The 22,692-nt window shown below is 63.7% G+C and carries 22 protein-coding genes; 13 read left to right on the top strand and 9 right to left on the bottom strand.

The window, feature by feature from the left end:
* Positions 1 to 6: 6 nt before the first annotated feature.
* On the bottom strand, positions 7 to 894 hold the full coding sequence (locus SO156_RS05255) for a LysR family transcriptional regulator (RefSeq protein WP_498534071.1): 888 nt from the start codon (positions 892 to 894) through the stop codon (positions 7 to 9).
* A 147-nt stretch (positions 895 to 1,041) separates the two neighbouring features.
* Here SO156_RS05255 and SO156_RS05250 point away from each other — a divergent pair, with 147 nt between their 5' ends.
* The gene (locus SO156_RS05250; protein WP_498534207.1) at positions 1,042 to 1,434 is read left to right on the top strand and encodes a tautomerase family protein; all 393 of its coding nucleotides are present in this window, start codon (positions 1,042 to 1,044) and stop codon (positions 1,432 to 1,434) included.
* Positions 1,435 to 1,510: 76 nt separating this feature from the next.
* Here SO156_RS05250 and SO156_RS05245 read toward each other — a convergent pair whose 3' ends face one another.
* The 5 genes from SO156_RS05245 to SO156_RS05225 all read right to left on the bottom strand — a co-directional run bounded on the left by SO156_RS05245 (position 1,511) and on the right by SO156_RS05225 (position 6,422).
* Positions 1,511 to 2,491: a GNAT family N-acetyltransferase gene (locus SO156_RS05245; RefSeq protein WP_498534070.1), complete on the bottom strand. Its 981-nt coding sequence runs from the start codon at positions 2,489 to 2,491 to the stop codon at positions 1,511 to 1,513.
* A 536-nt stretch (positions 2,492 to 3,027) separates the two neighbouring features.
* Positions 3,028 to 3,510, bottom strand: coding sequence for a transcription elongation factor GreA (gene greA / locus SO156_RS05240; RefSeq protein ID WP_458149132.1), 483 nt, complete (start codon positions 3,508 to 3,510; stop codon positions 3,028 to 3,030).
* 66 nt (positions 3,511 to 3,576) lie between these two features.
* Complete coding sequence (locus tag SO156_RS05235) at positions 3,577 to 3,957, bottom strand: hypothetical protein (RefSeq protein ID WP_498534069.1); 381 nt, start codon at positions 3,955 to 3,957, stop codon at positions 3,577 to 3,579.
* Between the two features lie 276 nt (positions 3,958 to 4,233).
* Positions 4,234 to 4,752 carry a hypothetical protein gene (locus SO156_RS05230; protein ID WP_498534068.1) on the bottom strand — a complete coding sequence of 173 codons (519 nt, stop codon included), beginning with the start codon at positions 4,750 to 4,752 and terminating at the stop codon, positions 4,234 to 4,236.
* A gap of 122 nt (positions 4,753 to 4,874) precedes the next feature.
* Positions 4,875 to 6,422, bottom strand: a complete 1,548-nt coding sequence (locus SO156_RS05225) for an acetolactate synthase large subunit (protein ID WP_498534067.1) — start codon at positions 6,420 to 6,422, stop codon at positions 4,875 to 4,877.
* A 263-nt stretch (positions 6,423 to 6,685) separates the two neighbouring features.
* On the opposite strand from SO156_RS05225, the gene SO156_RS05220 reads away from it, so the two are divergent.
* From SO156_RS05220 to SO156_RS05195, 6 genes are all read left to right on the top strand, one after another.
* Positions 6,686 to 7,261 (top strand): L,D-transpeptidase, encoded by a 576-nt coding sequence (locus SO156_RS05220; RefSeq protein ID WP_498534066.1) that lies wholly within the window; start codon positions 6,686 to 6,688, stop codon positions 7,259 to 7,261.
* A 236-nt stretch (positions 7,262 to 7,497) separates the two neighbouring features.
* Entirely contained in the window at positions 7,498 to 8,316 is an 819-nt protein-coding gene (locus SO156_RS05215; protein WP_458149185.1) for a DUF2927 domain-containing protein, read from the top strand.
* Between the two features lie 58 nt (positions 8,317 to 8,374).
* Complete coding sequence (locus tag SO156_RS05210) at positions 8,375 to 8,746, top strand: cupin domain-containing protein (protein WP_458149137.1); 372 nt, start codon at positions 8,375 to 8,377, stop codon at positions 8,744 to 8,746.
* 164 nt (positions 8,747 to 8,910) lie between these two features.
* On the top strand, positions 8,911 to 11,091 hold the full coding sequence (locus SO156_RS05205) for an alkaline phosphatase family protein (RefSeq protein WP_498534065.1): 2,181 nt from the start codon (positions 8,911 to 8,913) through the stop codon (positions 11,089 to 11,091).
* A 167-nt stretch (positions 11,092 to 11,258) separates the two neighbouring features.
* Positions 11,259 to 11,522 carry a DUF3551 domain-containing protein gene (locus tag SO156_RS05200; protein WP_498534064.1) on the top strand — a complete coding sequence of 88 codons (264 nt, stop codon included), beginning with the start codon at positions 11,259 to 11,261 and terminating at the stop codon, positions 11,520 to 11,522.
* 185 nt (positions 11,523 to 11,707) lie between these two features.
* A complete protein-coding gene (locus SO156_RS05195) occupies positions 11,708 to 12,682 on the top strand; it encodes an alpha/beta hydrolase family protein (protein ID WP_498534063.1) in 975 nt (324 codons plus the stop codon).
* A 67-nt stretch (positions 12,683 to 12,749) separates the two neighbouring features.
* On the opposite strand, the gene SO156_RS05190 is transcribed toward SO156_RS05195, so the two are convergent.
* Positions 12,750 to 12,953: a hypothetical protein gene (locus SO156_RS05190; protein WP_458149141.1), complete on the bottom strand. Its 204-nt coding sequence runs from the start codon at positions 12,951 to 12,953 to the stop codon at positions 12,750 to 12,752.
* On the opposite strand from SO156_RS05190, the gene SO156_RS05185 reads away from it, so the two are divergent.
* Together SO156_RS05185 and SO156_RS05180 are read left to right on the top strand one after the other, a co-directional pair.
* Complete coding sequence (locus SO156_RS05185) at positions 12,948 to 14,213, top strand: cytochrome P450 (protein ID WP_458149142.1); 1,266 nt, start codon at positions 12,948 to 12,950, stop codon at positions 14,211 to 14,213. The genes SO156_RS05190 and SO156_RS05185 overlap by 6 nt on opposite strands.
* A 25-nt stretch (positions 14,214 to 14,238) precedes the next feature.
* Complete coding sequence (locus tag SO156_RS05180; RefSeq protein WP_458149143.1) at positions 14,239 to 15,513, top strand: cytochrome P450; 1,275 nt, start codon at positions 14,239 to 14,241, stop codon at positions 15,511 to 15,513.
* A gap of 328 nt (positions 15,514 to 15,841) precedes the next feature.
* Here SO156_RS05180 and SO156_RS05175 read toward each other — a convergent pair whose 3' ends face one another.
* A complete protein-coding gene (locus SO156_RS05175) occupies positions 15,842 to 16,762 on the bottom strand; it encodes a LysR substrate-binding domain-containing protein (RefSeq protein ID WP_458149144.1) in 921 nt (306 codons plus the stop codon).
* A 122-nt stretch (positions 16,763 to 16,884) separates the two neighbouring features.
* Here SO156_RS05175 and SO156_RS05170 point away from each other — a divergent pair, with 122 nt between their 5' ends.
* From SO156_RS05170 to mdlC, 4 genes are all read left to right on the top strand, one after another.
* Positions 16,885 to 18,063: an acyl-CoA dehydrogenase family protein gene (locus SO156_RS05170; protein WP_498534062.1), complete on the top strand. Its 1,179-nt coding sequence runs from the start codon at positions 16,885 to 16,887 to the stop codon at positions 18,061 to 18,063.
* 9 nt (positions 18,064 to 18,072) lie between these two features.
* Positions 18,073 to 19,176 (top strand): CaiB/BaiF CoA transferase family protein, encoded by a 1,104-nt coding sequence (locus SO156_RS05165; RefSeq protein WP_498534061.1) that lies wholly within the window; start codon positions 18,073 to 18,075, stop codon positions 19,174 to 19,176.
* Between the two features lie 15 nt (positions 19,177 to 19,191).
* On the top strand, positions 19,192 to 20,043 hold the full coding sequence (locus tag SO156_RS05160; RefSeq protein WP_498534060.1) for an HTD2 family dehydratase: 852 nt from the start codon (positions 19,192 to 19,194) through the stop codon (positions 20,041 to 20,043).
* A gap of 129 nt (positions 20,044 to 20,172) precedes the next feature.
* Positions 20,173 to 21,795 (top strand): benzoylformate decarboxylase, encoded by a 1,623-nt coding sequence (mdlC, locus tag SO156_RS05155; protein ID WP_498534059.1) that lies wholly within the window; start codon positions 20,173 to 20,175, stop codon positions 21,793 to 21,795.
* A 193-nt stretch (positions 21,796 to 21,988) separates the two neighbouring features.
* On the opposite strand, the gene SO156_RS05150 is transcribed toward mdlC, so the two are convergent.
* Positions 21,989 to 22,692: SDR family oxidoreductase (locus SO156_RS05150; RefSeq protein WP_498534058.1), on the bottom strand; the 704-nt coding region annotated here is incomplete at its 5' end.

The raw sequence follows: 22,692 nt of genomic DNA, 5'->3' as shown, positions 1-22,692 counted from the left end.
TCGCGATCAGTCCAGCTCAAAGGAGGACTTGGCTGCCTTTACCGACGAGGTGATGAACCGGTGCACCTCCTGAACCCTGCGCGTTCCGTGCGTGTCAGGATGTGACGTCAGCCAATAGCTGCGAACGAAGCGGACATCAGGAAGCAAGCGCCGCAACTCTGGGTAACGCCTTGCAGCATAGTCATGTAAAATGCCGATGCCATGCCCGGCTCGGACTGCCTCCATCTGGGCAATGACGCTGCCGCACTCGTAGCGGCGAGACATCAGCCGGCCGAGAACGGAGGCGTAGTCGAGAGCCCGGCTGTAAGCGAAGTCCTCGATGTGCGTCACGAACAGACGACCTGCCAAATCGGAATGAGCCTTTATCGCCCCCTCGCGCTCGAGATAGCTCTTTGAGCCGTAGACGCTCAACGTGTAATCGGTCAGCTTGGACAGGATGAGCCGGCCCTGCTTCGGCCGATCCAGTGTGATCGCGATATCCGCCTCCCGACGCGACAGCGAGAACGTGCGCGGGAGTGGCACGAGTTGAATGATCAGTCCCGGGTGGCGCGCGGCCAACGCGCCCAGATGCTCGGCCAGGAAGTAGTTGCCAAGTCCATCTGGTGCTCCAACTCGCACCGTGCCGGTGATGGCATCTGCACTGCCGCCGATGCTGGCACCGACCTTGAGAAACTCGCTTTCCGCGCGCTCTGCGGCTTGGACCAGTGCCTCCCCTGCGGCAGTTAGCGTGCAGCCGGATGTGTGGCGCTCGAGCAGCTGCGCCTTGAGGCTCTTCTCCAGCGCGGTCAACTGACGCGCGACCGTCGCGTGATTCAATCGAAGATTTTTTGACGCTTTCAGGATCTGCCCTGCGCGAGCGACTTCCAGGAATATCCTCACCCGCTCCCAATCCATTTCCTACACTTCCTGCACAATGGAGCCGCAATTTGGTTCGTTGATGTGCAATTTTATGCATGTCATATGATCTGCGATCAAGCGTTCAATGCAGGGATGCCCCACCCTAGACCGTTGCTTCCCGAAATCAGAGAAAGGAAAGTCCAGATGCCGCTGCTTCGATTCAATATTCTCGAAGGCCGAACAGACGCCGAGATCGAGAAGCTCCTCGATGCGGCTCACGCCGCCGTCGTCGCCGCATTTCACGTGCCTGATGGCGATCGCTATCAGCTCGTATCGGAATATCGTCCCGGCAGGATGATAGCCCTGGACACCGGTCTTGGAATTGCGCGTACCGACAAGGTTGTCCTGGTCGAGGTCAGATCCCGAAGCAGGCCCCAGGAACAGAAGCTGCAATTCTACAAGCTGCTCTGTCAGATGCTCAAGGATGCCTGCAGTCTCGAAAGCTCGGGCATCATCGTTTCTTTCGTCGAAAATGGAGACGCTGACTGGTCGTTCGGATCAGGCCGCGCTCAATTTGTGACTGGCGAACTTGCGTGAGGCTTAGGGGCAGCCGCGTGCGCTGGGGGTCGCATCGGATGCCACGACGGCGGCGAGGCGAAGACGGTCAAAGAAATCAGCGATAAGTCGACAGACGCGGCCGCAAGGGTGCTGACCACTGGACCCAAAGCTGCCTGGCCACGGCGAAAGTGCGTGGATGTCGCTTCAGCTCCCGCACGGCTTGGGCGCGCAGCACATGGGGCATGCCGCGCCAGGACAGGGCGATGCGGACATCCGTCAACCAGAGCGGCCTGGCGCCGAAACGCCGCTTGTAATCGGAATTGCCGATGCTGAGATCGAAGTGCCGCACGCCTTGCCGATGCAGGGCCGCCATCGTCTGTTCGATGCAGAGCTGACCCGGCGAGCAGTTCGACCATTGCCCGCCGGCGTTGGTGTTGCGCAACAGCGAATAGTGCGCGCCGTGCCTCAGTCCCAGGGTGGTGGCCACGACCTCGTCGCCGCAGACCAGCGCCGAAACAATGGCGTAGCCGTCTCCGAGCCCGCGGCGGACCACGTCGCGGTAGAACTTCGCGTTACGGGGTTCGTCGAGGACGAACTTCTCTCCCAGCTCCTTCATGCGCTTGTTCTGCTGGCGATCCATCACGTCGAGAATGCGCAGCGCCTCGTCGACGTCCGTAACCATCTCGAACCTCGCTCCGCGATGGCGGGCGAAGACGCGCCAGCGGCGCGCCAACTGGATCTTGGCGATTGAGGCGCGATAGTCCTCGAAACCGTCGCCGAACTCGACGAGATTGCCGTTCACCGAACAGAGGGTCGCCCGCTGGGTCGCCGCCAGCGGGTTGGGGCGCCCACGGATCTCGATCGGCATCTTCTCCAGGTTGATCAGGTCGGGACGCTCGGGCAACCCGCGCAACGCTGTCAGGAAGTCGGAAGCGATCATACGCAGACTCGCGGAATCGCGCGGCGAGTCGGATGCCAGGATCGGCGCGTTGTAGTCGCTGCGGCCGAGATCGGCGAATTCGACGACGCGCGCGGGGCCGCGCCTGCCGCACACCAGCGGAACCAGCGCAACGTCGCGCCGCGTGTCGGCGGCCACGATGAAGGCGATCAGAGGCGTGAACTCGAAGGTGCGGTACCATGCATCGAGCCAGTGCCTGTGCTGGAAGACCGTGGCGCAGCCGCCGTCACCCCACCGCGCGGAGGCTTCAGCCCAATCACGGACGAACTCAACCCCGAAAGCCGATCCGGCCTGGTCCATAGTGTTCACTCATCGTCAAACCGATTGTGCTCGCCCCAGTGGCTCTGTCGCGTTTCACGGGCGAGGATTGCTATGGCAGACCGATGGCCAACCATTTGAGCGCAAAGAATGTTTGAAATGTAAGGGCGATGCCGACCTCGATGTCCTCCTGCCTGTGGCAAAGAAGCTCGGCTCTCCGGTCACACTGAAGCGCTGCCGAAATGGATCAAACCGCCAGAGACTAACGTGAGCCAGCAGCTCCATCGCGACGAAGAGCGGCTGCGTATACCATCCTCAAATGGGCGCTGGTAGAACGCGCGATGTCGCACCTCTTTAGGGTTATTGGGAACTGTTAGGCCGCTGCAATTCCCACACACGGCTTGCCGCACATGCCCTTATGCGATCGACAGAATCTCGATCTCCTGACTGCTCGCACCGACGACGTCTCCGACCGCCTTCCCGATCAGCGATTTCGCGACCGGAGCCACGAACGAGATCGACCCGGCCTTCGGATCGGCTTCGTCCTCCCCGACGATGCGATAAGTCTGCACGCGGCCGTCGGCCCGGCTGAACGTCACCGTGCTGCCGAAGGCGACCGTATCGGTCGACGCCGGATTGGGAACCAATTGGGCCGTGCGCAGCCTTTCGGCGAGGTAGCGGACGTCGCGCAAGGGAACCGCCGATTGCCGGCGCTTTTCGTTGACATCTTCGATGCGCTGCGCGGCCTCGTAGGCCTCGCGCGCTTGCCGAAGCTGCAACTCCAGAGCCTGCAATCCTGATTGGGTCACCAGGTTGGGATGCGGAGAAATCGGGCGATCCGGCAACAACGTCTCGGACGCGGTTTCGGCACTCTCTTCTTTGGTAAAGGCGACGCTCAATCCAGGACCTCGTCGATGTTGAGGGGCGGCGTAACGTGGTCACGCCGCGCCTGCCGCGAACATGCGCTACTTCTTATCGAACGGGATGTAATGCTGATACTCCTTTGGCACCGAGCTGCGGTAGCGCGAGGGAACCGTGCCGGTGTCGATCGAATGATCGATCTCCTGCTGCCGTGTCATCTGCTTCTTCTTGGCCGGCTTTTTCTCAGTGGTTTTCTTCGAATCTGCCGATGGGGTCGTTGCGGTCGCGCCGGCCGCGGGCGTCGCTGTCGCGGGCGCGGCGGTCTGGGTCGTCGCGGCCGGCGCAGTCGTGGTTGCGGCAGGCGCGGGGGTCGTGGCTTGAATCGGCGGCGTGGTTGCCGCGTCGGTGCCCTGAGCCAGTGCGATTGGCGTCTGCAACATGAGCGCGAATGCGACACTCGCGGCGGGCAAATATGACCTCTGCATCAGAACCTCCAAAGTTCCTGATCCGAATGTCGAAAACTAATCCTGCGCGCTGGGCGTACGCAAGTCACCGAGCATAAGCCGAAAGGCGGGCGCGCACTGTGGCCGGATTCACACAACAGGCATTGCCATACCGCGCGATGAGATCAGGAAGAATTGTCATCGCGCTCCAGGTTGTTGTTCGAGCATGATCTCCGCACAAACGCGTTCCGCGTTTGTCGCGAGGGAAACCGCTTCACACGTTGCGCTAACGCGGCCCTTTCGGATCCGGATCATGCTCTAGTGCGGCGCGCCGGGCCCGGTTTCCTTCAGCCGTTCCGTGAACCAGATGGTCTGCGTCCGGTCGAGCACGCCACCGACATAGATTTCCGCGGTCGTTACCTTCGTCCTGGCAAGCACGAGCAGCACGCCGATCTGGTAGGCGAACCAGATATCGGGATTGGTGAGCGCCTTCAGCTTCTGCTGGTCGTGCTCGATCGCGGTGTGATTGCTCGCATTGCGGATTTCGACGGCGAGCAGGTTGTTCGGGATCTCGCGCTGATGCACGACGACGTCGGGGTAGATCGATTTTCCCAAATGATCGTCGGTCGAGATGATCGTGCCGCGCGGCAGGTGCAGCGTGCGCTCGCCGAGCCGGTCGTAGTTGCAATCGACCGCCCAGCCGGAAAACTGCTTCTCCAGATAAACGGCAAAGCGGTGGGTCACCGCGCGCTCGCCGACATCCCTCTCGAACAGGAAGTCTTCGTGGACGTAAAGTTCCCGGAGTGCCGCGATCAACTTGTTCAGCTCGGTCTGCATCGTGCTCCCCGCCCCAAGCGCTCTCATATTTCTGCGTTACGAGACCTCATGGTGAGGAGCACGGAACGCGCGTCTCCGGACGATGCTCCGCATCGCCGAGCGGGAAGCAATCGAAGCTTGGCTCACATCACGACTTCGATCAGCCGCGGCCCCGGCTCGGCGACGGCTTCAGCAAGCGCCTTGTTGAACTCGTCGGCGCCGGTGACGGCGCGGCCCGGCACGCCCATGCCCTTTGCCAGCGCCACGAAGTCGAGGGTTGGGCGATCGAGCCTGAGCATGTCGGTCGCGCGCTGGCCGGGCTCGCCGGCGCCGACACCGTCGAACTCGCCGCGCAGGATCTGGTAGATGCGATTGGCGAACACGATGGTGACGATGTTCAGTCCTTCGCGGGCCTGCGTCCACAGCGACTGGATCGTGTACATCGCACTGCCATCACCGACCATGCACATGACCTTGCGGTCAGGACAGGCGATCGCAGCACCGATCGAGAGCGGCGTCGAGAAGCCGATCGAGCCGCCCATGTTCTGGATCCAGTCGTGCGGCGCCGCCGCCGCCGTCGGCGGGAAGAAGCCGCGCCCCGTGGTCAGGGATTCATCGATCAGGATTGCATTCTCGGGGATCGCATAGGCGATCGCCTGGGCGATGGTGGTGAAATTGAGCGCGCCGGTCGGCTTCACCAGCTCCTGGAGCTGCTGCGGCTTGACGTCGTGCGAGGTGGCATGCAGCGCGCCGGCAAGCGCTTCCAGCGCCGCGACCGAGTTCTCGCCCCATTCGGTCATGCGATGAACCTCGCAGCCCTCGGGCTTGAGCAGGCTCGGCTTGTTCGGATAGGCGAAGAAGGCGACGGGATCATTGGCCTCGACCAGGATGATGTGACGAAAATCCTTCAGCAGGGGCAGCGCCTGGTCGATCACATAGGGGATGCGGTCGATCGAGAAGCGGCCGCGGCCGCGCGCCATGCGCGGACGGAAGGTCGGGCCCATCACCTGACATCCGGTCTTGCCGGCAATGCGCTGCGCCAACGCCAGCCCCTGCTCGCTCAACGCGCTGCCGACCATCAGCATCAGCGTACGGCTGCCGTCATTGCGCAGGATTTTGGCGGCAAGCTCGACCGCCTGCGGCGAATAGGACGGGCGCTGCTTGTCCGCCGGCACCTCGGCGATGTCCTCGGCCTCGTTCCAGGCGGTGTCGGCAGGCAGGATCAGGGTCGCGATCTGCCCCGGCGCGCTTTTGGCGGCGGCGATCGCCGCGGCACCATCGGCGGCGACCGACTTGGCGTCCGGCGAGGTCCGCACCCAAGACGACATCGGCCGCGCCAGCCCCTCGATGTCGGAGGTGAGCGGCGCGTTGTAGCCGATGTGGTAGCCGGCGTGCTGGCCGACGATGTTGACGATGCCGGAATGCGCCTTCTTGGCGTTGTGCAGGTTCGCAAGACCGTTGGCGAGACCGGGGCCGAGGTGCAGCAGCGTCGAGGCGGGCGTGCCCTTCATGCGGTAATAGCCGTCGGCCGCGCCAGTCACCACGCCCTCGAACAGGCCGAGTACACAGCGCATGCCGGGAACACGATCGAGCGCCGCAACGAAGTGCATCTCGGACGTCCCGGGATTGGTGAAGCAGATGTCGACCCCGCCCTTGACCAGCGTCCGTACCAAGCTTTCCGCACCGTTCATCGTTTCAGCTCCCGCGGCCTTTTTACGTTGGATCTGTATCGATCAACCATTGTTCGCCGTCCCCGTCAAAGCAATAGCGGACATTGCTGCCCTGCCGGGTGCCACGACGGGGTTTCTTGCCTAATGCGGCTTTGCGATCCTGCGCGCTCTCCGCGTTTGGCAATCGTTAAGGATTGTGCCTGCTCACGCTGCCGTGGCTTGCGAAACGCCGGCAAATATGGCCTGTGGTCGTCCATTGAATCGATTTTTTGCTGGGGGAAAGAATGAACCGGTTTTTTGCCGCACCGATCGCCGCCATCGCGGTCCTGACCATCAGCGCAGGCGGGGCGTCTGCGGCGGGTATGTTTGACTTCACCGGCACCGCCTCCACCGGCTATCTCGGCGGCGGGGCGAGCCCGATCCCCCGCACCACCGTCATGTATCCCACCAACTACGCCCCCGGCACGATCGTGATAAACACCGGTGAGCGGCGGCTCTACCTCGTGTTGTCGAACGGCCAGGCACTGCGCTACGGTATCGGCGTCGGCCGCGACGGCTTCCGCTGGGGCGGCGTGCATCGCATCTCCGCCAAGAAGGAGTGGCCGGAATGGACGCCGCCGGCGCAGATGATCGCCCGCCGGCCCGATCTGCCGCGCCACATGCGTGGCGGTATCGAGAACCCGCTCGGTGCCCGCGCGATGTATCTGGGCTCGACGCTCTACCGGATCCACGGCTCCAACGAGCCGGAGACGATCGGACAAGCGGTTTCCTCCGGCTGCTTCCGCATGACCAATGACGACGTCACCGACCTCTATGGCCGCGTCTCGGTCGGCACCACGGTGGTGGTGCTGAACAACTAGGGTCACTTCGTAGGGTGGGCAAAGACGCGAAGCGCCGTGCCCACCATTTCTCCATCATCTCGGGAAAAGAGGTGGGCACGCTTCGTGCCCACCCTACGCGCGCTGCAACCGCTATCGCGTTGAGATGGCGGGGCACGGCGCTGTCGCGCCTTTGCCCACCCTACGCAGTTGGAACCCGGACCCGCGACCGCTGCGCTCTTGTGCGCGAGGTGCGAATACGGCAGCGTTGCATGACGATGAACGCTTGTCGCCCGCTTTCGCCCTTTTGTCGCACCGCCCTTCTCGCGCTGGCGGTTTTGACCTGCGCCGGCGACGTCTGCACCAATGCCACCGCCGGCGAGCTGCCGGCGATCGCATCGCGCCAGCGCAGCGAGAAGAAGAGCTTTACCGACGGCGAGATCGTCGACGGTTTCCTCAAGACCGCGTTCGGCGCCGAATATCACCTCGCCGGCCGCGTCGACCGCATCCGCAAATTCGACGCCCCGGTGCGCGTCTTCGCCGAGAGCGAGGGCCGCGCCGACCGCAGGGCGCAGCTCGCCAAGGTCGTCGCCGACATTGCGCGACGCGTGCAGCATCTGGACATCGCCATGACCGACGATGCTGAAGCGGCCAATGTCCGCGTCAAGATGGTGCGCGACCGCGACCTCTATCGCACCATCTCGACGTTCTATGGCGCGGACAAGGCGCGCGAGATCCGCTCCTCGCTCGATCCGCAATGCCTCTCCGGCTTTCGCAAGAACGAGAAGTTCGAGATCGAGCATTCCGACGTCATCCTGACGGTCGACAATGGCGACTTCGTCTTCCTCGACTGCGCCTATGAGGAGCTGTTGCAATCGCTCGGGCCGATCAACGACACCGCGAGCGTGCCCTGGACCATGTTCAACGACAATGTGTCGATGGGCTATTTCGATGTCTATGATCAGTACATCCTCAATCTGCTCTACGATCCGCGCATCAAGGCAGGCATGACGGTGCCGGAGGTCCGCAGCGTTCTGCCCGAGGTGATCGCCGACGTGCGGGCCTGGGTGAAACAGGTGAATAATCTTGCGGAGTGACAGGCCAGCGAGTTCGCTGCGCCCTCTCCCCTGGATGCTGACGAGAAAAGGACATCGGATGAGTGAGAGCAGCGGCGGTCAGGCAAGCGAGCAACAAGCCGGCTTTGCGGGTGTCACACGCAAGGTTCTCGAACGCCTTGCATTGCCGGGTGATCAGCGCGAGCTCGTCGTGGTCGAGGTGACCTATCCACCCGGTGGCGTCGCGCCGCTTCACCGGCATCCGGTCGGCGGCGTGATCTTCATTGTCGAAGGCGTTGCCGAGTCGGCCTATGGCGACGATGAGCCGCGACAGTATCGAGCCGGCGAAACCTTGCAGGATCGCTCCGACAGTCCCCACACTCTGTTTCGCAATTGTGACCCGGGGCGCCCGCTCCGCTTTCTGACTATCTACGCTCTCGAACCCGGGCGCTCCTACACAACGAGTCCCTGAGATCGAGCTGAGCAGAACCACAAGCCGCCCTCCTCGCGCGCTGTCGCCGAATTTTACGCGTGTCGCGCGAGCGTCACATGTGCGTCAGCCAATCGCGATAGTCGGTACGTCCCTCCCGAGAAAACTCGCGCAAGTTGCGCCAGACATAATGATGGGGCGTCCATATGAAATCGAAAGGCTTTCTTTTCTCGATATCCGCGATGTCGCTCGCCGCATCGCTGGGCGTTGCGGCGCCAGCACGCGCCGGACAGGACAATGATCATGATCACGACGGGAACCGTCACGGCCGCAAGTCGCCGCAGGTGGTGTTGATCTCGCTCGACGGCGCCAAGCCCGACTTCATCCAGAAGTTCATCGAGGAGGGTGTGCTGCCGCGCGACGGCGGACTGGCGCGGCTCAGCCGCCACGGTGCGGTGGCGATGCAGAACGTGACGGCCTCGCCGTCGCTCACCGCGGTGTCGCATATCGCGATCGCGACCGGATCGACGGCCGTGCACAATGACATCCCGTCGAATACCTTCGAGGCCGTCGTCGCGCCGATCTCATCGAGCCTGAGCGGCTTTGCGGCTCCGATCGGCGGCTATCAGGAGAGCCCGCTCGGGCCCTCGCCGCAGCCGACAGCGTTGCCGCTGTGGGTGCAGCTACGCCAGCAGGGCAAGAAGGTCGCCACCGCGACCTGGCCGGGCGGCGATGGCGCCGACATCTCGATCAACAACACGGTGGTGCAGCCGGCCCAGCCGATCCGCGTCACCAACTACACCGTGCCGTTCGGGGCGTTCGGCGGCATCGGGGCCCAGGGCTTCTCGCTGTCCAAGGGGGATTTTGCGCCCGATCCGACCGTCGCCACGGCGCTTCAGGCGGCCGGCCAGTTCTCGTACAGCCCGGTGCTGGCGACGTCGGCGCCGATCGAGACGTTCTCGTGCGCCTCGGCGGCGCCCACAACCTGCACCAGCGCAGCGACGCTCGACGTCAAATATGCGATCCGGGCGGCGGCCATCGACACCAGCAACGACGGCAAGGTGAACTACGACACGCTGGTGTTTTTCGACGCGACACGCGGCATCACGTCGGGACCATTCCACGCGCCGTCGACCGGACCGGCCTATGCCAAGTTCGGCGGCGAGAACGCGCCGTTCTTCTTCGAAGGCAGCGGAGCCAAGGTCGGCGCCGCCTACTTCGTCTCGCAGCTCGCGCCCGATCTCTCGGTCGTGCGCTTCGCCCGCTACGGCGCCAACTACATCCCGCGCAACACGCCGGTGCTGGCCGACGTCGACGACATCAACAACAATATCGGCTTCTGGCGTCCGCAGGGCGACTTCCGCATTCCGGAGCGGCTGAGCCCCGGCTTCACCAACTTCCCCGACGTCGAGATCGAGGCGATGTACGAGGACATGGTGAAGACCTTCGTGCGCTACCAGGCCGATATCGGCGAGCGTGCGATCCTGAACCATCCCGATGCCGACCTGGTGATGGTCTATATCGAGGAGCCCGACGGCTCCGAGCATCAGTTCCTGCTCACCGACCCCCGCCAGGGTACCAGCCCGAACGACCCGAACTCGATCGGCGCCAACCAGGATCCGGCCAAGGTCGCGCGCTACGCTTCGTACATCCGCTTCGCTTACCAGGCTGCCGACAAGGCCGTGAAGAGAATCGCCGACGCTGCGGACCGCGACAGCAACGTCATCGTGGTGTCGGACCACGGCTTTGCGCCGTTCCACACCTCGGTGAGCATGCTCAACATCCTGCGCAATGCCGGTATCGACACCACCAAGGTGGGAGTCCGCACGTCCGGCCCGGCGGCCAACATCTATGTCAACCTCCAGCAGCGCGAGTCGGGCGGCACCGTCGATCCCGCGGCCTATAACGCCCTGGTCGCACAGATCGCCGATGCGGTGAAGAACGCGGTCGATCCCAACCCGCGGTTCAACTACTCACTTCAGGACGGGCGCATCTTCACGGTGGTCGAGAGCCGGCCACTGCAATGCGAGGCCACGACCGGGCAGTGCACCAGCAAGACCATCGGTCAGGATTTCGGCGACGTATTCGCGCTGATGGCCCCTGGCTACAACTTCGACGGCATCCAGAGCCCCGGCGTCGCCCGCCTCGGCGATGCGCCGTTCAATTCGGCCTCGACCACGCTGTCGATGCCGAATTTCTACGGCGCCCATGGCCATGATCCCGAGCTGCCGGTGATGAGCGCGACCTTCATTGCCTCCGGCCCCCAGATCCGCAACGAGACGATCCGGCGCATGCGCAATGTCGACGTGGCGCCGACCATCATGCAGATCCTGGGCGTGAAGCCTCATCACGTCGACGGCGAGGTGCTGCGCGAGATCCTGCGCTGACAGGCCGGCGATCGCACAACAAATCCGATGGGACGCCGGCCGGCGTCCCATCGGAACCGGCATGGTGGGAGCTTGCGGAGAACTCCTTCATCGCCTGAGTGTCATGATGTCAGACATCTGCTACATTGCCCGATGCCTGCACGTCGCAGGTTGAAAGACGTCACATCATGCGCATGCTTCATCTGCTGATCCTGGCGGGCGCAGCGATGCTGGTGGTCGCACCAGCCGCGGCGCAACGCTACGACCCGCGCTACCCGGTGTGCCTGCAGACATGGCATGTGCGCGGGCTCACCATCATCGACTGCAGCTATGTCTCCATGGATCAATGCCGGGCGACGGCATCGGGACTTGCGGCCATGTGCCTGCAGAACCCGTATTGGCAGGGAGTGCCGGTTCGCGGCGGCAAGGCCGCGGCTATTAGGCCGCGATGAGGATCAGCGCGCAGCCCCAGCGAAACCCATGGTTTACCGACGTTGCGAGAGACGTGATGGGGCATCGCCCCTCGCGTCCGAGGCACCCCTTCCGATCGGCGTCGACTTCGTCGGGATGTAGCGCACGATGAGAAACGGGCACATTTGACTTCATCGAAGCGCCAACCTCCTGGGCCCATAGGATCATGATGCATCAGCCTACGTTCGTCTTCGCCATCTTGTTTTTCTTCGGAGTGACAACCTCGCAAGCTGCCGGCGTAAGAAACTTCGACATTCCTGCCAGCCCGGCCGGACCGGCGATCAGATTGTTGGTTTGGACCCCTTGTGCCGAGCCGCCTCAAGAGATGGATGCGCGTGGAGCTACCTTTTTCGCTGTGCCCGGATGTCGGATCACTGGAGAAAAGCTCCCACTCATCGTGATGTCACATGGCAGGAGAGGATGGTTCGGCGGTCACCACGACACCGCAGCTGCCTTGGCGGATGCTGGGTTCGTTGTTGCAGTGCTCAACCATCCTGGCGATACCTGGCGTGATACGAGCCGCACGGACAGTCTCTCGGTTCTCGTCGAGCGACCCACAGACGTCAAGCGGTTGATCGACTATATGCTTGATGGCTGGCCGGATGCGTCACGCATCGATACCCAGCATATAGGGCTCTATGGTTTTTCATTTGGTGGCTACACGGGTCTCGTCGTCATCGGCGGCAATCCCGACCTGCGGAAAGGCTTGCCTAACTGCGCGACGTCGAGCCTGAAGGCATGCAAGCAGCTCGAAGACGGTGAGCTGGCCGATCAACCGATCACCCATGACCCGCGAGTCAAGGCCGCCGTCATCATCGATCCCTTTCCCGCATTCCTCTTCGCTGAGGAGAATCTCAAAGGAATAGCGGTGCCGGTCCAGTTATGGAGTTCTGACCCGGCGCAGAGTGGCGACGGCCTATCTGGGTGCTGCGCGGCAGCTATCAATCAAAGGCTTCCGACGAAGCCGGACTACCATTTCGTGGAAAATGCGAAACACTATTCGTTCCTCGCCACGTGCACCCCGAAGGAGACACAAGAGACTTCTGCAATCTGTACCGATGCGCCGGGTTTCGATCGCGCCGGCTTCCATAGACGGCTTCACGCAGATGTCGTCGAATTTTTTCGCAAGGCATTTCACTGAAAGCGTCAAGCCATAGAGTTCTGACCCTAGACCTTACCCCCGCCCCATATGCCCTTCAGCGCCGCGGTCAGCAGCGTCGCAGCCGCTGGCGGGGGGAGCCGGTCAGCGGGTAGCCGGCGAGATTCGCCGCTTCCGCCTGCTCACAAATCCGGATGTGGCAAAACTCGCCCTTGCCCCGACGCACGCAACGGGTTGTAATTGCGGGGACAAATACCGCAGCGCAGAATTCAACAATAACGCGCGCGGCTGCAAGGGAGAACAGGTCATGCATGGGACCATCGAGAGCCCGGTCACGCGCGAGGGCTTACACGAGCGCGCCGCATCGCTGCCGCTGGAGCAGTTCGATCCCGGCCATCCCGAACTGTTCAGGAGCGATGCGTTTTGGCCCTATTTCGACCGCCTGCGCCGCGAAGACCCCGTGCATTATTGCAAGGACTCGATGTTCGGCCCGTACTGGTCGGTGACGCGGTACAACGACATCATGGAGATCGAGACCAACCATTCGGTGTTCTCCTCGGCCGCTTCGCTCGGCGGCATCACCATCCGCGATATCGATCCCGACCTGCGCCGCGAGAGCTTTATTGCCATGGACCCGCCGCGTCACGCAGCCCAGCGCAAGACCGTGGCGCCGATGTTCACGCCGACGCATCTGGACGAACTCGCGCTCAACATCCGCAAGCGCTCGGCCGAGTGCCTGGACAATCTGCCACGCGGCGAGGAATTCGACTGGGTCGACCGCGTCTCGATCGAGCTCACCACGCAGATGCTCGCGGTGCTGTTCGACTTCCCCTGGGAGGACCGCCGCAAGCTGACGCGCTGGTCGGATGTCGCGACCACCATTCCCGGCTCCGGCGGCCTCGTCGCCACCGAGGACCAGCGGCAAGCCGAGCTCCTGGAATGTGCGACTTACTTCGCGCGGCTGTGGAAGGAGCGCATCGAACAACCACCGAAGAGCGATCTGCTCTCGATGCTCGCGCATGGCGCGGCGACGCGCGACATGGACGCCAAGAACTTCCTGGGCAACCTGATCCTGCTGATCGTCGGCGGCAACGACACCACGCGCAACACCATGTCGGGCTCGATCTACGCGCTCAGCCAGCATCCGGAGCAGTATCGGAAGCTACGCGAGAATCCGGCGCTGCTCGACAGCTTCGTCCCCGAGGTGATCCGCTGGCAAACGCCGCTCGCCCATATGCGCCGCACCGCGCTCGCCGATTTCGAATTCCGCGGGAAGGAAATCAAGAAAGGTGACAAGGTCGTGATGTGGTACGTCTCGGGCAACCGCGACGAGGAGGCGATCGAAAAACCCTACGAATTCATCATTGACCGCGCCCGGCCGCGCACGCATCTCTCCTTCGGCTTCGGCATCCACCGCTGCGTGGGCCTCAGGCTTGCAGAGCTGCAATTGAAGATCATCTGGGAAGAGATTTTGAAGCGCTTCGATCATATCGACGTAATCGGCGAACCCAAGCGGGTGTACTCGAGTTTCGTGAAGGGTTACGAGACGCTGCCGGTCAGGATTGCGGCGTGATTCACGAAAACTGGAGCAACCAGCCATGAACATCCAAACTCCAGTCAGGACCGACAACGCCGCACGCATGCGCCGGGCCCACGAGGAAGCCTATGCGACGCCGTTGAAGGATTACCACCCCGGTGCGCCCAGGCTGTTCCAGGACGACACGCTATGGCCGTGGTTCGAGCGGCTGCGCAAGGAAGAGCCGGTGCACTACTGCACCAACGCGCCGATCGAGCCGTACTGGTCGGTGGTCAAATACAACGACATCATGCATGTCGACACCAATCACGGCATCTTCTCCTCCGACTCGACGCTCGGCGGCATCTCGATCCGCGACGTGCCGGCCGGTTACGACTGGCCGAGCTTCATTGCGATGGACCAGCCCACGCACTCGGCGCAGCGCAAGACGGTGTCGCCGATGTTCACGCCGACGCATCTGGACGAGCTGGCGAAGCTGATCCGCCAGCGCTCGCAGTCCGTGCTGGACAATCTGCCGCGCAACGAGACCTTCAATTTCGTCGAACGCGTCTCGATCGAGCTGACGACGCAGATGCTGGCCACCCTGTTCGACTTCCCCTGGGAGGAACGGCGCAAGCTGACGCGCTGGTCCGACGTCTCCACCGCGCTGCCAAAGAGCGGCATCGTCGCATCCGCCGAAGAACGGCGGAAGGAGATGGACGAGTGCTACGCCTACATGTCCAAGCTGTGGAACGAGCGCGTCAATTCCGCGCCGCGTAACGACCTGCTGTCGCTGATGGCCCATAGCGACGCCACGCGCTTCATGGACCCCGACAACCTCATGGGCAACATCATCCTGCTCATCGTCGGCGGCAACGACACCACGCGCAACACCATGACCGGCTCTGTGCTGGCGCTGAACGAGAACCCCGAGCAATACGACAAGCTCCGCGCCAATCCGGCGCTGATCGATTCCATGGTGCCGGAGGTGATCCGCTGGCAGACGCCGCTCGCGCACATGCGGCGCACGGCGCTGCAGGACACCGAAATCGGCGGCAAGGAGATCAAGAAGGGCGACCGCGTCGTGATGTGGTACGTCTCGGGCAATCGCGACGAGGAGATGTTCGAGAAGCCGAACGACTTCATCATCGACCGGCCGCGGCCACGCACTCATCTGTCCTTCGGCTTCGGTATCCACCGCTGCGTCGGCATGCGGCTTGCCGAGCTGCAGCTCCGGATCGTCTGGGAGGAGATGCTCAAGCGCTTCGACCGCATCGAGGTGGTCGGTGAACCCCGGCGGATCTATTCGAGCTTCATCAAGGGCTATGAGACGCTACCGGTGAGGATTCCGGGGTAGCGTGCGCGAGGAGTGGCAAGCGCTTGCCGAATCTCCGCTGTCATGCCACGCGAAAGCGGAGCATCCAGTACGCCGCAGCTTCCCCGTAGTTTTCACCGCCTCTGGAATACTGGATCACCCGCTTTCGCGGGTGATGACAGCAGAGAGTGAGGCAATGAGCGGATCGCTCCTGACCCTCATTGCCAGGCTATAAAATTCCGGCATGACAGGTCGCACAAGATGCGAAGTGAGGACAACGCGCTTCCGGTCTAAATCCCCGTGAGATGTCGAACGGAGCGATCGGTGCGCTCCCTCTCCCCGCACGCGGGGAGAGGGAGAAAGCACGCGCTCAGGCGAGTTTGATATCCCAGACGCCGTCCTTGCGGCAGGCGGCCACTTCCTCGCGCAGGAGCGCGGTGATGGCAACGGTCGCCGTCGACGCCGGACGATCGATCGGAGAGGCAACAATGAGCTCGCGCGTCATCGGCTTCGAGACACCAGCGGTTTCAAGCCGTCCGTCCGAGACCTCGCCGTGCAACGAAGAGGGTGGCAGCAGGGCGAAGCCGAGGCCCTCCTCGACGAGGCTCGTCAGGACACGGAACGAATCCGCCTCGAGCTGGACGTTGAGCTTGATCTTGCGCTGCGCGGCCGCGTGCTCGATCAGCGCCCGGAGCCCATGCGAATGACTGGGCAGCACCAGCCGCTGCCTGAGCAGCCAGCCGATGTCGACGCTCTTCTTGCGGGCGAGCCCGCAGCCGCGCGGGCCGACCGCAACGATGTTGTCGCGCCCCAGGCTCTGCACGGTGAGGTGCAGATCAGCCGAGCGGCCGTAGAGGATCGCAAGATCCATCTCCCCGCGATGCAGCCATTCGACCAGATGGCCGCTGTAGCTCTCGACGATGCGCAGCGTGATGCCCGGATAGGTCTCGACGCAGCGGCGGGCGAAGCGCGCCGACAGCACGCAGCTCACGGTTGGAACCAGGCCGAGCACGACGTGGCCCGAGAGCGGGCCCTGCGCCGACTGGATGTCGTCGCGGATCTGGTCGATCTGGCGAACGATGCCGGAGGTGCGCGCGAGCAAGAGGCGTCCGGCCTCGGTCAGCACCATGCCGCGGCCGTTGCGGGTGAACAGCTCGGTACGCAGCTCGTGTTCCAGGAGCTTGATCTGCCGGCTCAGCGCCGGCTGCGCCACGCGCAACGTGTCGCTCGCCTTGGAAAGGCTACCGAGCTCGGCCACGCAACTGAAGGTCCTGAGCTGACGGAAATCCATGCTTGCCAATCTTTGAACGCTACTCCATACGCTATAGCAAATGAGCATAGGGGGTTGGCGTTGTTTTCACAACGCCGGACGCTTGGCCGGCGTTATCTTCAACGCGACCGACGGGAAACGCCATGAGCCAACAAAAACACGACGACCATCACACCGATGACCACGCCGATATCCGCGAAGCCGTCGCAAAACTCTGCGCGCAGTTTCCCGGCGAATACTGGCGCAAGCTCGATCGCGAGATGGCCTATCCAAAAGCCTTCGTCGATGCGCTCACAGAAGCCGGCTACCTCTCGGTGCTGATCCCCGAGGAATATGGCGGCGCGGGATTGAAGCTGTCGGCGGCCGCCGCGATCCTCGAGGAGATCCAGCGCGCGGGCTGCAACGGCGGCGGTTGCCACGCCCAGATGTACACCATGGGCACGGTGCTCCGGCATGGCAGCGACGCGCAGAAGGCGAAGTATCTGCCGAAGGTCGCGACCGGCGAGTTGCGCCTGCAAGCCTTCGGCGTCACCGAGCCGACCAGCGGCACCGATACCTCCTCCCTCAAGACCTTCGCGCGTCGCGAGGGCGATCGTTACGTCGTCAACGGCCAGAAGATCTGGACCAGCCGCGCCGAGCATTCCGACCTGATGATCCTGCTGGCGCGCACCACGCCGAAGGAGAAGGCCAAGAAGCGCACTGACGGCCTCTCGGTCTTCATCGTCGACATGCGCGAGGCCAGGGGCAAGGGTCTGGAGATCCGCCCGATCCGCACCATGATGAACCACGCCACTACCGAAGTGTTCTTTACGGACATGAAGGTACCGGCGGAAAACCTGATCGGCGAGGAAGGCAAGGGCTTTCGCTATATCCTCTCTGGCATGAATGCCGAGCGCATCCTGATCGCGGCGGAATGCGTGGGCGATGCGAAGTGGTTCATCGCAAAGGCCTCGAATTACGCCAAGGAGCGCGCGGTGTTCGGCCGGCCGATCGGCCAGAACCAGGGCATCCAATTCCCGATCGCGAAGGCTTACGCCTCGATGCGCGCGGCTGAGCTGATGGTGAAGGAGGCGACCCGCAAATACGAGGCCGGACTCGACTGCGGCGCGGAGGCCAACATGGCAAAGATGTTGGCGGCGGATGCGTCTTGGGAAGCGGCGAATGCCTGCATCCAGACGCATGGCGGCTTCGGCTTCGCCGAGGAGTACGACGTCGAGCGAAAATTCCGCGAGACGCGGCTCTACCAGGTCGCACCGATCTCGACCAACCTGGTGCTGTCCTTCATCGCCGAGCACGTGCTCGACATGCCCCGCTCGTACTGAGGTCGCATCATGGGAGCACTTGACGGGATCAGGGTGATTGCGGTCGAGCAGGCGGTCGCAGCGCCGTTCTGCTCGTCGCGCCTGGCGGATGCGGGCGCGGAAGTCATCAAGATCGAGCGTCCCGAAGGCGATTTCGCCCGCGGCTATGACGCGGCAGCAAAGGGCCAGAGCAGCTACTTCGTCTGGCTCAACCGCGGCAAGCAATCGGCCGTGGTGGACCTCGCCACCAAGGAAGGCCGCGCAGAGCTTGAAAAGCTGATCGCGAGCGCCGACGTGCTCATCCAAAACCTCAAGCCCGGCTCGATGGACAAGCTCGGTTTTTCGCGCGAGCGATTGCTGCGCGACTATCCGAAGCTGATCTCCTGCACCATAACCGGCTACGGCGACGAGGGTCCCTACGCGCATCGCAAAGCCTACGATCTCCTGATCCAGGCCGAGAGCGGGCTCGCCTCGATCACCGGCAATCCCGACGGAGCCTCGCGCGTCGGCATGTCGATCGTCGACGTCGCGACCGGCGCCACCGCCCATGCGGCGATCCTGGAAGCGCTGATCGCACGGGGACGCACGGGTAAGGGCGCCGACATCCGCATCTCCATGTTCGACGTGATGGCGGACTGGTGCACAGTGCCGCTGCTCAATTCCGAGGCCGGCAATCCGCCCAAGCGCATGGGCCTGCGCCATCCCTCGATCGCGCCGTACGGCGTGTTCACCTCGAAAGACGGCAAGGATATCCTGATCTCGATCCAGAGCGAGCGCGAATGGAAGACACTGTGCGCGGAGGTGCTGGACCAGCCGAACCTGCCGGGCGATCCGCGCGTCGCCAACATGGTCGAGCGCGTGCGCAACCGCGATTTCACCGACAAGACGGTTGCAGACAGCTTCGCGAAGATGACGCGCGATGAATTGTTGAGGCGGCTGTCGGATGCCGACATCGCGTTTGCCGAGGTCAACACCATGGCTGACCTCGCGACCCATCCGCATCTGCGCCGCATTGAGGTCGATACGCCGAACGGCCGCGTCAGCTATCCGGCGCCGGCGCCGATCGTCGTCGGTGAGACGCGCAGCTACGGTGCCGTGCCCGCCATCGGCGAGCGGTCCGGTCAGAAGAAGTAACAAGAGCGAGGCGTCATGACCGAAAAGCTCGACATCGATCATTTGCGGCAATGGATCGGCCGCACCCAGGAGGCCACCGACACCGTCACCGCGCAGCTCGTCAAGGGCCTGCGCGCGACGCTGTTCCAGGACGTTGGCGAGCCGCGACCGGGCGACGCAGCGCCGTTCACGGTGCATTGGTGCCTGGCGCAGCCGGTGTTTCCGATGTCGATGCTCGGCCCCGACGGCCACCCCACGCGGGGCGGTTTCCTGCCGCCGGTGCCGCTGCCGCGCCGGATGTGGGCCGGCGGCGAGATCGAGTTTTTCGAACCCTTGCGCGTCGGCGATCAAACGACCCGGAGCTCTTGCATCGCCGACGTCACGGAGAAGACCGGCTCGACCGGCACGCTATGCTTCGTCGCGGTCGAGCACACCATTACCTCGCCGCGCGGCGTCGCCGTCCGCGAGCGGCAGGACATCGTCTATCGCGAGATGACGAGCAACCAGCCCGGAGGCGCAAAGGCCCCGCCTCCGCCGCCCAAGGCGCAGCATCGCGAGACGCATGTCTCGGATCCCGTATTGCTGTTCCGCTACTCCGCACTGACCTTCAACGGCCACCGCATCCATTATGACCGCGACTACGTCACCAAGGCCGAGGGTTATCCGGGGCTGATCTTCCATGGCCCGTTGCAGGCGGCGCTGATTATCGAGATGGCGGCAAGGCTGCGGGGCGGCAAGGCGCCGAAGGAGTTCAGCTACCGCGGCGTGCAGCCGCTGTTCGAGGGGACGGAATTTTCGGTGAACGCGAACGAGACCGATAACGGACTGGAGCTGTGGACGGCGAACGCGGAAGGGCAGCCGACGATGAAGGGGACGGCCGTGTGGTGATTATCTAGTGCCGTCATTCCGGGGCGGTCCGCAAGACCGAACCCGGAATCTCGAGATTCCGGGTTCGATGCTTCGCATCGCCCCGGAATGACGCTACCCTAAGCAATCAAGAAATCGGGGACGGAGACAATGTCAAAGAACGGAAAAACCGGCAGCAAATCCGTCTCCGTCAAGCAGGCAACGCTCGACCTGCTGCGTGGCTTCGGCATCAGACGCGTGTTCGGCAATCCCGGCTCGACCGAACTGCCGTTCCTGAGCGACTGGCCCGACGACATCGACTACGTGCTGGCGCTTCAGGAGGCTTCCGCCGTCGGCATGGCCGACGGCTACGCGCAGGCAACGCGCAACGCCGGCTTCGTCAATCTGCATTCGGCGGCCGGCGTCGGCAACGCGCTCGGCAATATCTATACCGCGCATCGCAACCAGACGCCGCTCGTCATCACCGCGGGCCAGCAGGCGCGCTCGATCCTGCCCTTGCAGGCGTTCCTCTATGCCGAGCGTGCGTCCGAATTCCCGCGGCCTTACGTCAAATACAGCGTCGAGCCGGCGAGGCCTGAGGATGTGCCGGCCGCGATCGCGCGCGCCTATCACACCGCGATGCAGCCGCCTTGCGGCCCCACCTTCGTCTCGATCCCGATCGACGACTGGACCCATGCGACGACGCCGGTCGAAGCGCGCAAGGTCAGCCGCGAGCTCGGGCCCGAACCTGAGGCAATGAAGGCGCTGGTCGCGGCGCTCAATGCGAGCAAGCACCCTGCCCTCGTCGTCGGCCCCGGCATCGACCGCGCAGGCGCCGTCGATCTGACGGTGCGCGTCGCCGAGAAGGCCAAGGCGAGCGTCTGGGTCAGCCCGTTCTCGGCGCGCTGCTCCTTCCCGGAGCGCCACCCGCAATTCGCAGGCTTCCTGCATGCCTCGCCCGGCCAGCTCTCGGATGCGCTGCGCGCGCACGACCTCGTCGTCGTGGTCGGCGCGCCGGTGTTCACCTTCCATGTCGAAGGGCACGCCTCGATCTTCGACGGTGGCACGACCATCTTCCAGATCACCGACGATCCGGATGCCGCCGCGGTGACGCCGGTCGGCACCAGCATCGTCACGACCATGAAGCCGGCGCTAAGCATGCTGCTCGACATGCTGCCAGAGAGCAAGCGCGCGACGCCAAAGGGTCGTACGTTGCCACCATCACCGAAGGCGGCCGATCCGCTGCCGGTCGAATTCCTGCTGCATTCGCTGTCCGAGGCGATGCCGGAAGGTAGCTCGCTCGTCGAGGAAGTGCCCTCGCACCGGCCGGCGATGCAGAAATTCATGCCGATGCGCGGCCAGGACAGTTTTTACACGATGTCGAGCGGCGGCCTCGGCTACAGCCTGCCGGCTGCGGTCGGCATGGCCCTGGGCAAGCCGAAGACCCGCACGGTGTGTTTGATCGGTGACGGCTCGGCGATGTATTCGATCCAGGCACTGTGGACCGCCGCGCAGCGCAAGCTGCCGCTCACCGTCGTCGTCATCAACAATTCCGGCTACGGCGCGATGCGCTCCTTCAGCCAGGTCATGCAGGTGCGCAACGTGCCGGGGCTGGAATTGCCCGGCATCGATTTCGTCAAGCTCGCCCAAGGCATGGGCTGTGACGCCGTACGGGTGACCAAGGCGGCGGAGCTTGGTGAAGCGCTGAAGCGCGGGATGTCGTCGAAGGGCACGAGCCTCATCGAGGTCGTCGTGGATTCTGCGGTGCCGCTGCTCTACGCGCAGAAGAGTTAGGCCGCGAGGTGCCTAGACGGCACCACACACTCACTCGTCGTCCCGGGGCGCGCATAGCGCGAGCCCGGGACCCATAACCACAGGATGCGGTTTGGCGAAGACTGGCAACCCCGATCTCGCGCCGCAACTACTCCCTGGGGTTATGGGTCCCGGCCTTCGCCGGGACGACACCGAAGGTGTGGCGGCGCCTGCCCTACTTCCCAAACTCCTCGCGCATCTTGGCCTGGATCTTGGCCATGCCGCCGATCCAGCGGTCGTAGTTCTCGGTCTTCTTGCGCATGTAGCCGAGCACCTGCGCGTGCGGCAGGATCAGAAACGTCTCCTGCGCGATGCCGGCGAGCGCGTCTTTCGCGACCTGCTCGGGCGCGAGGTCGCCGTCGCCACTTTGCGGGCCCTTGGGGATCGAGCGCAGCATGTTGGTGTCAACGCCCTGCGGGCAGAGGATGGAGACGCGGATGTTGTGCGCCTTGTGCGAGATCGCGAGGTTCTCGGCAAAGCCGACCGCGGCATGCTTCGTCGTCGAATAGGCGGGGCTGCCGACCTGCGAGAGCAGGCCCGCGGCCGAGACCGTGTTGAGGAAATAGCCGCCGCCACGGGCTTTCATACGCGGGACGAGGTGCCGCGCCGCGTAGACGTGGGCCATGACGTGGATCGCCCAGCTCCGCTGCCAGGGCTCATCCGAGGAGCCGCCGGCATTCACTGACAGGGGATCGAAGCCGCCGCCGATGCCGGCATTGGAGCAGAACAGCTCGATCGGGCCGAACTGCCGCTCGGTTTCCTCGATGACGTGGGCGATGTCCTTTTCCTGGGCGACGTCACATTTGAATGCGGCGCCGTTCACGGTCGCCGCCACCGCTCGCGCGCCGGCGGCCTCCATATCCGCGACCACGACTTTGG

This window comes from Bradyrhizobium sp. UFLA05-125 (assembly GCF_059803515.1).
This window is presented reverse-complemented; position numbering and strand designations above follow the sequence as displayed.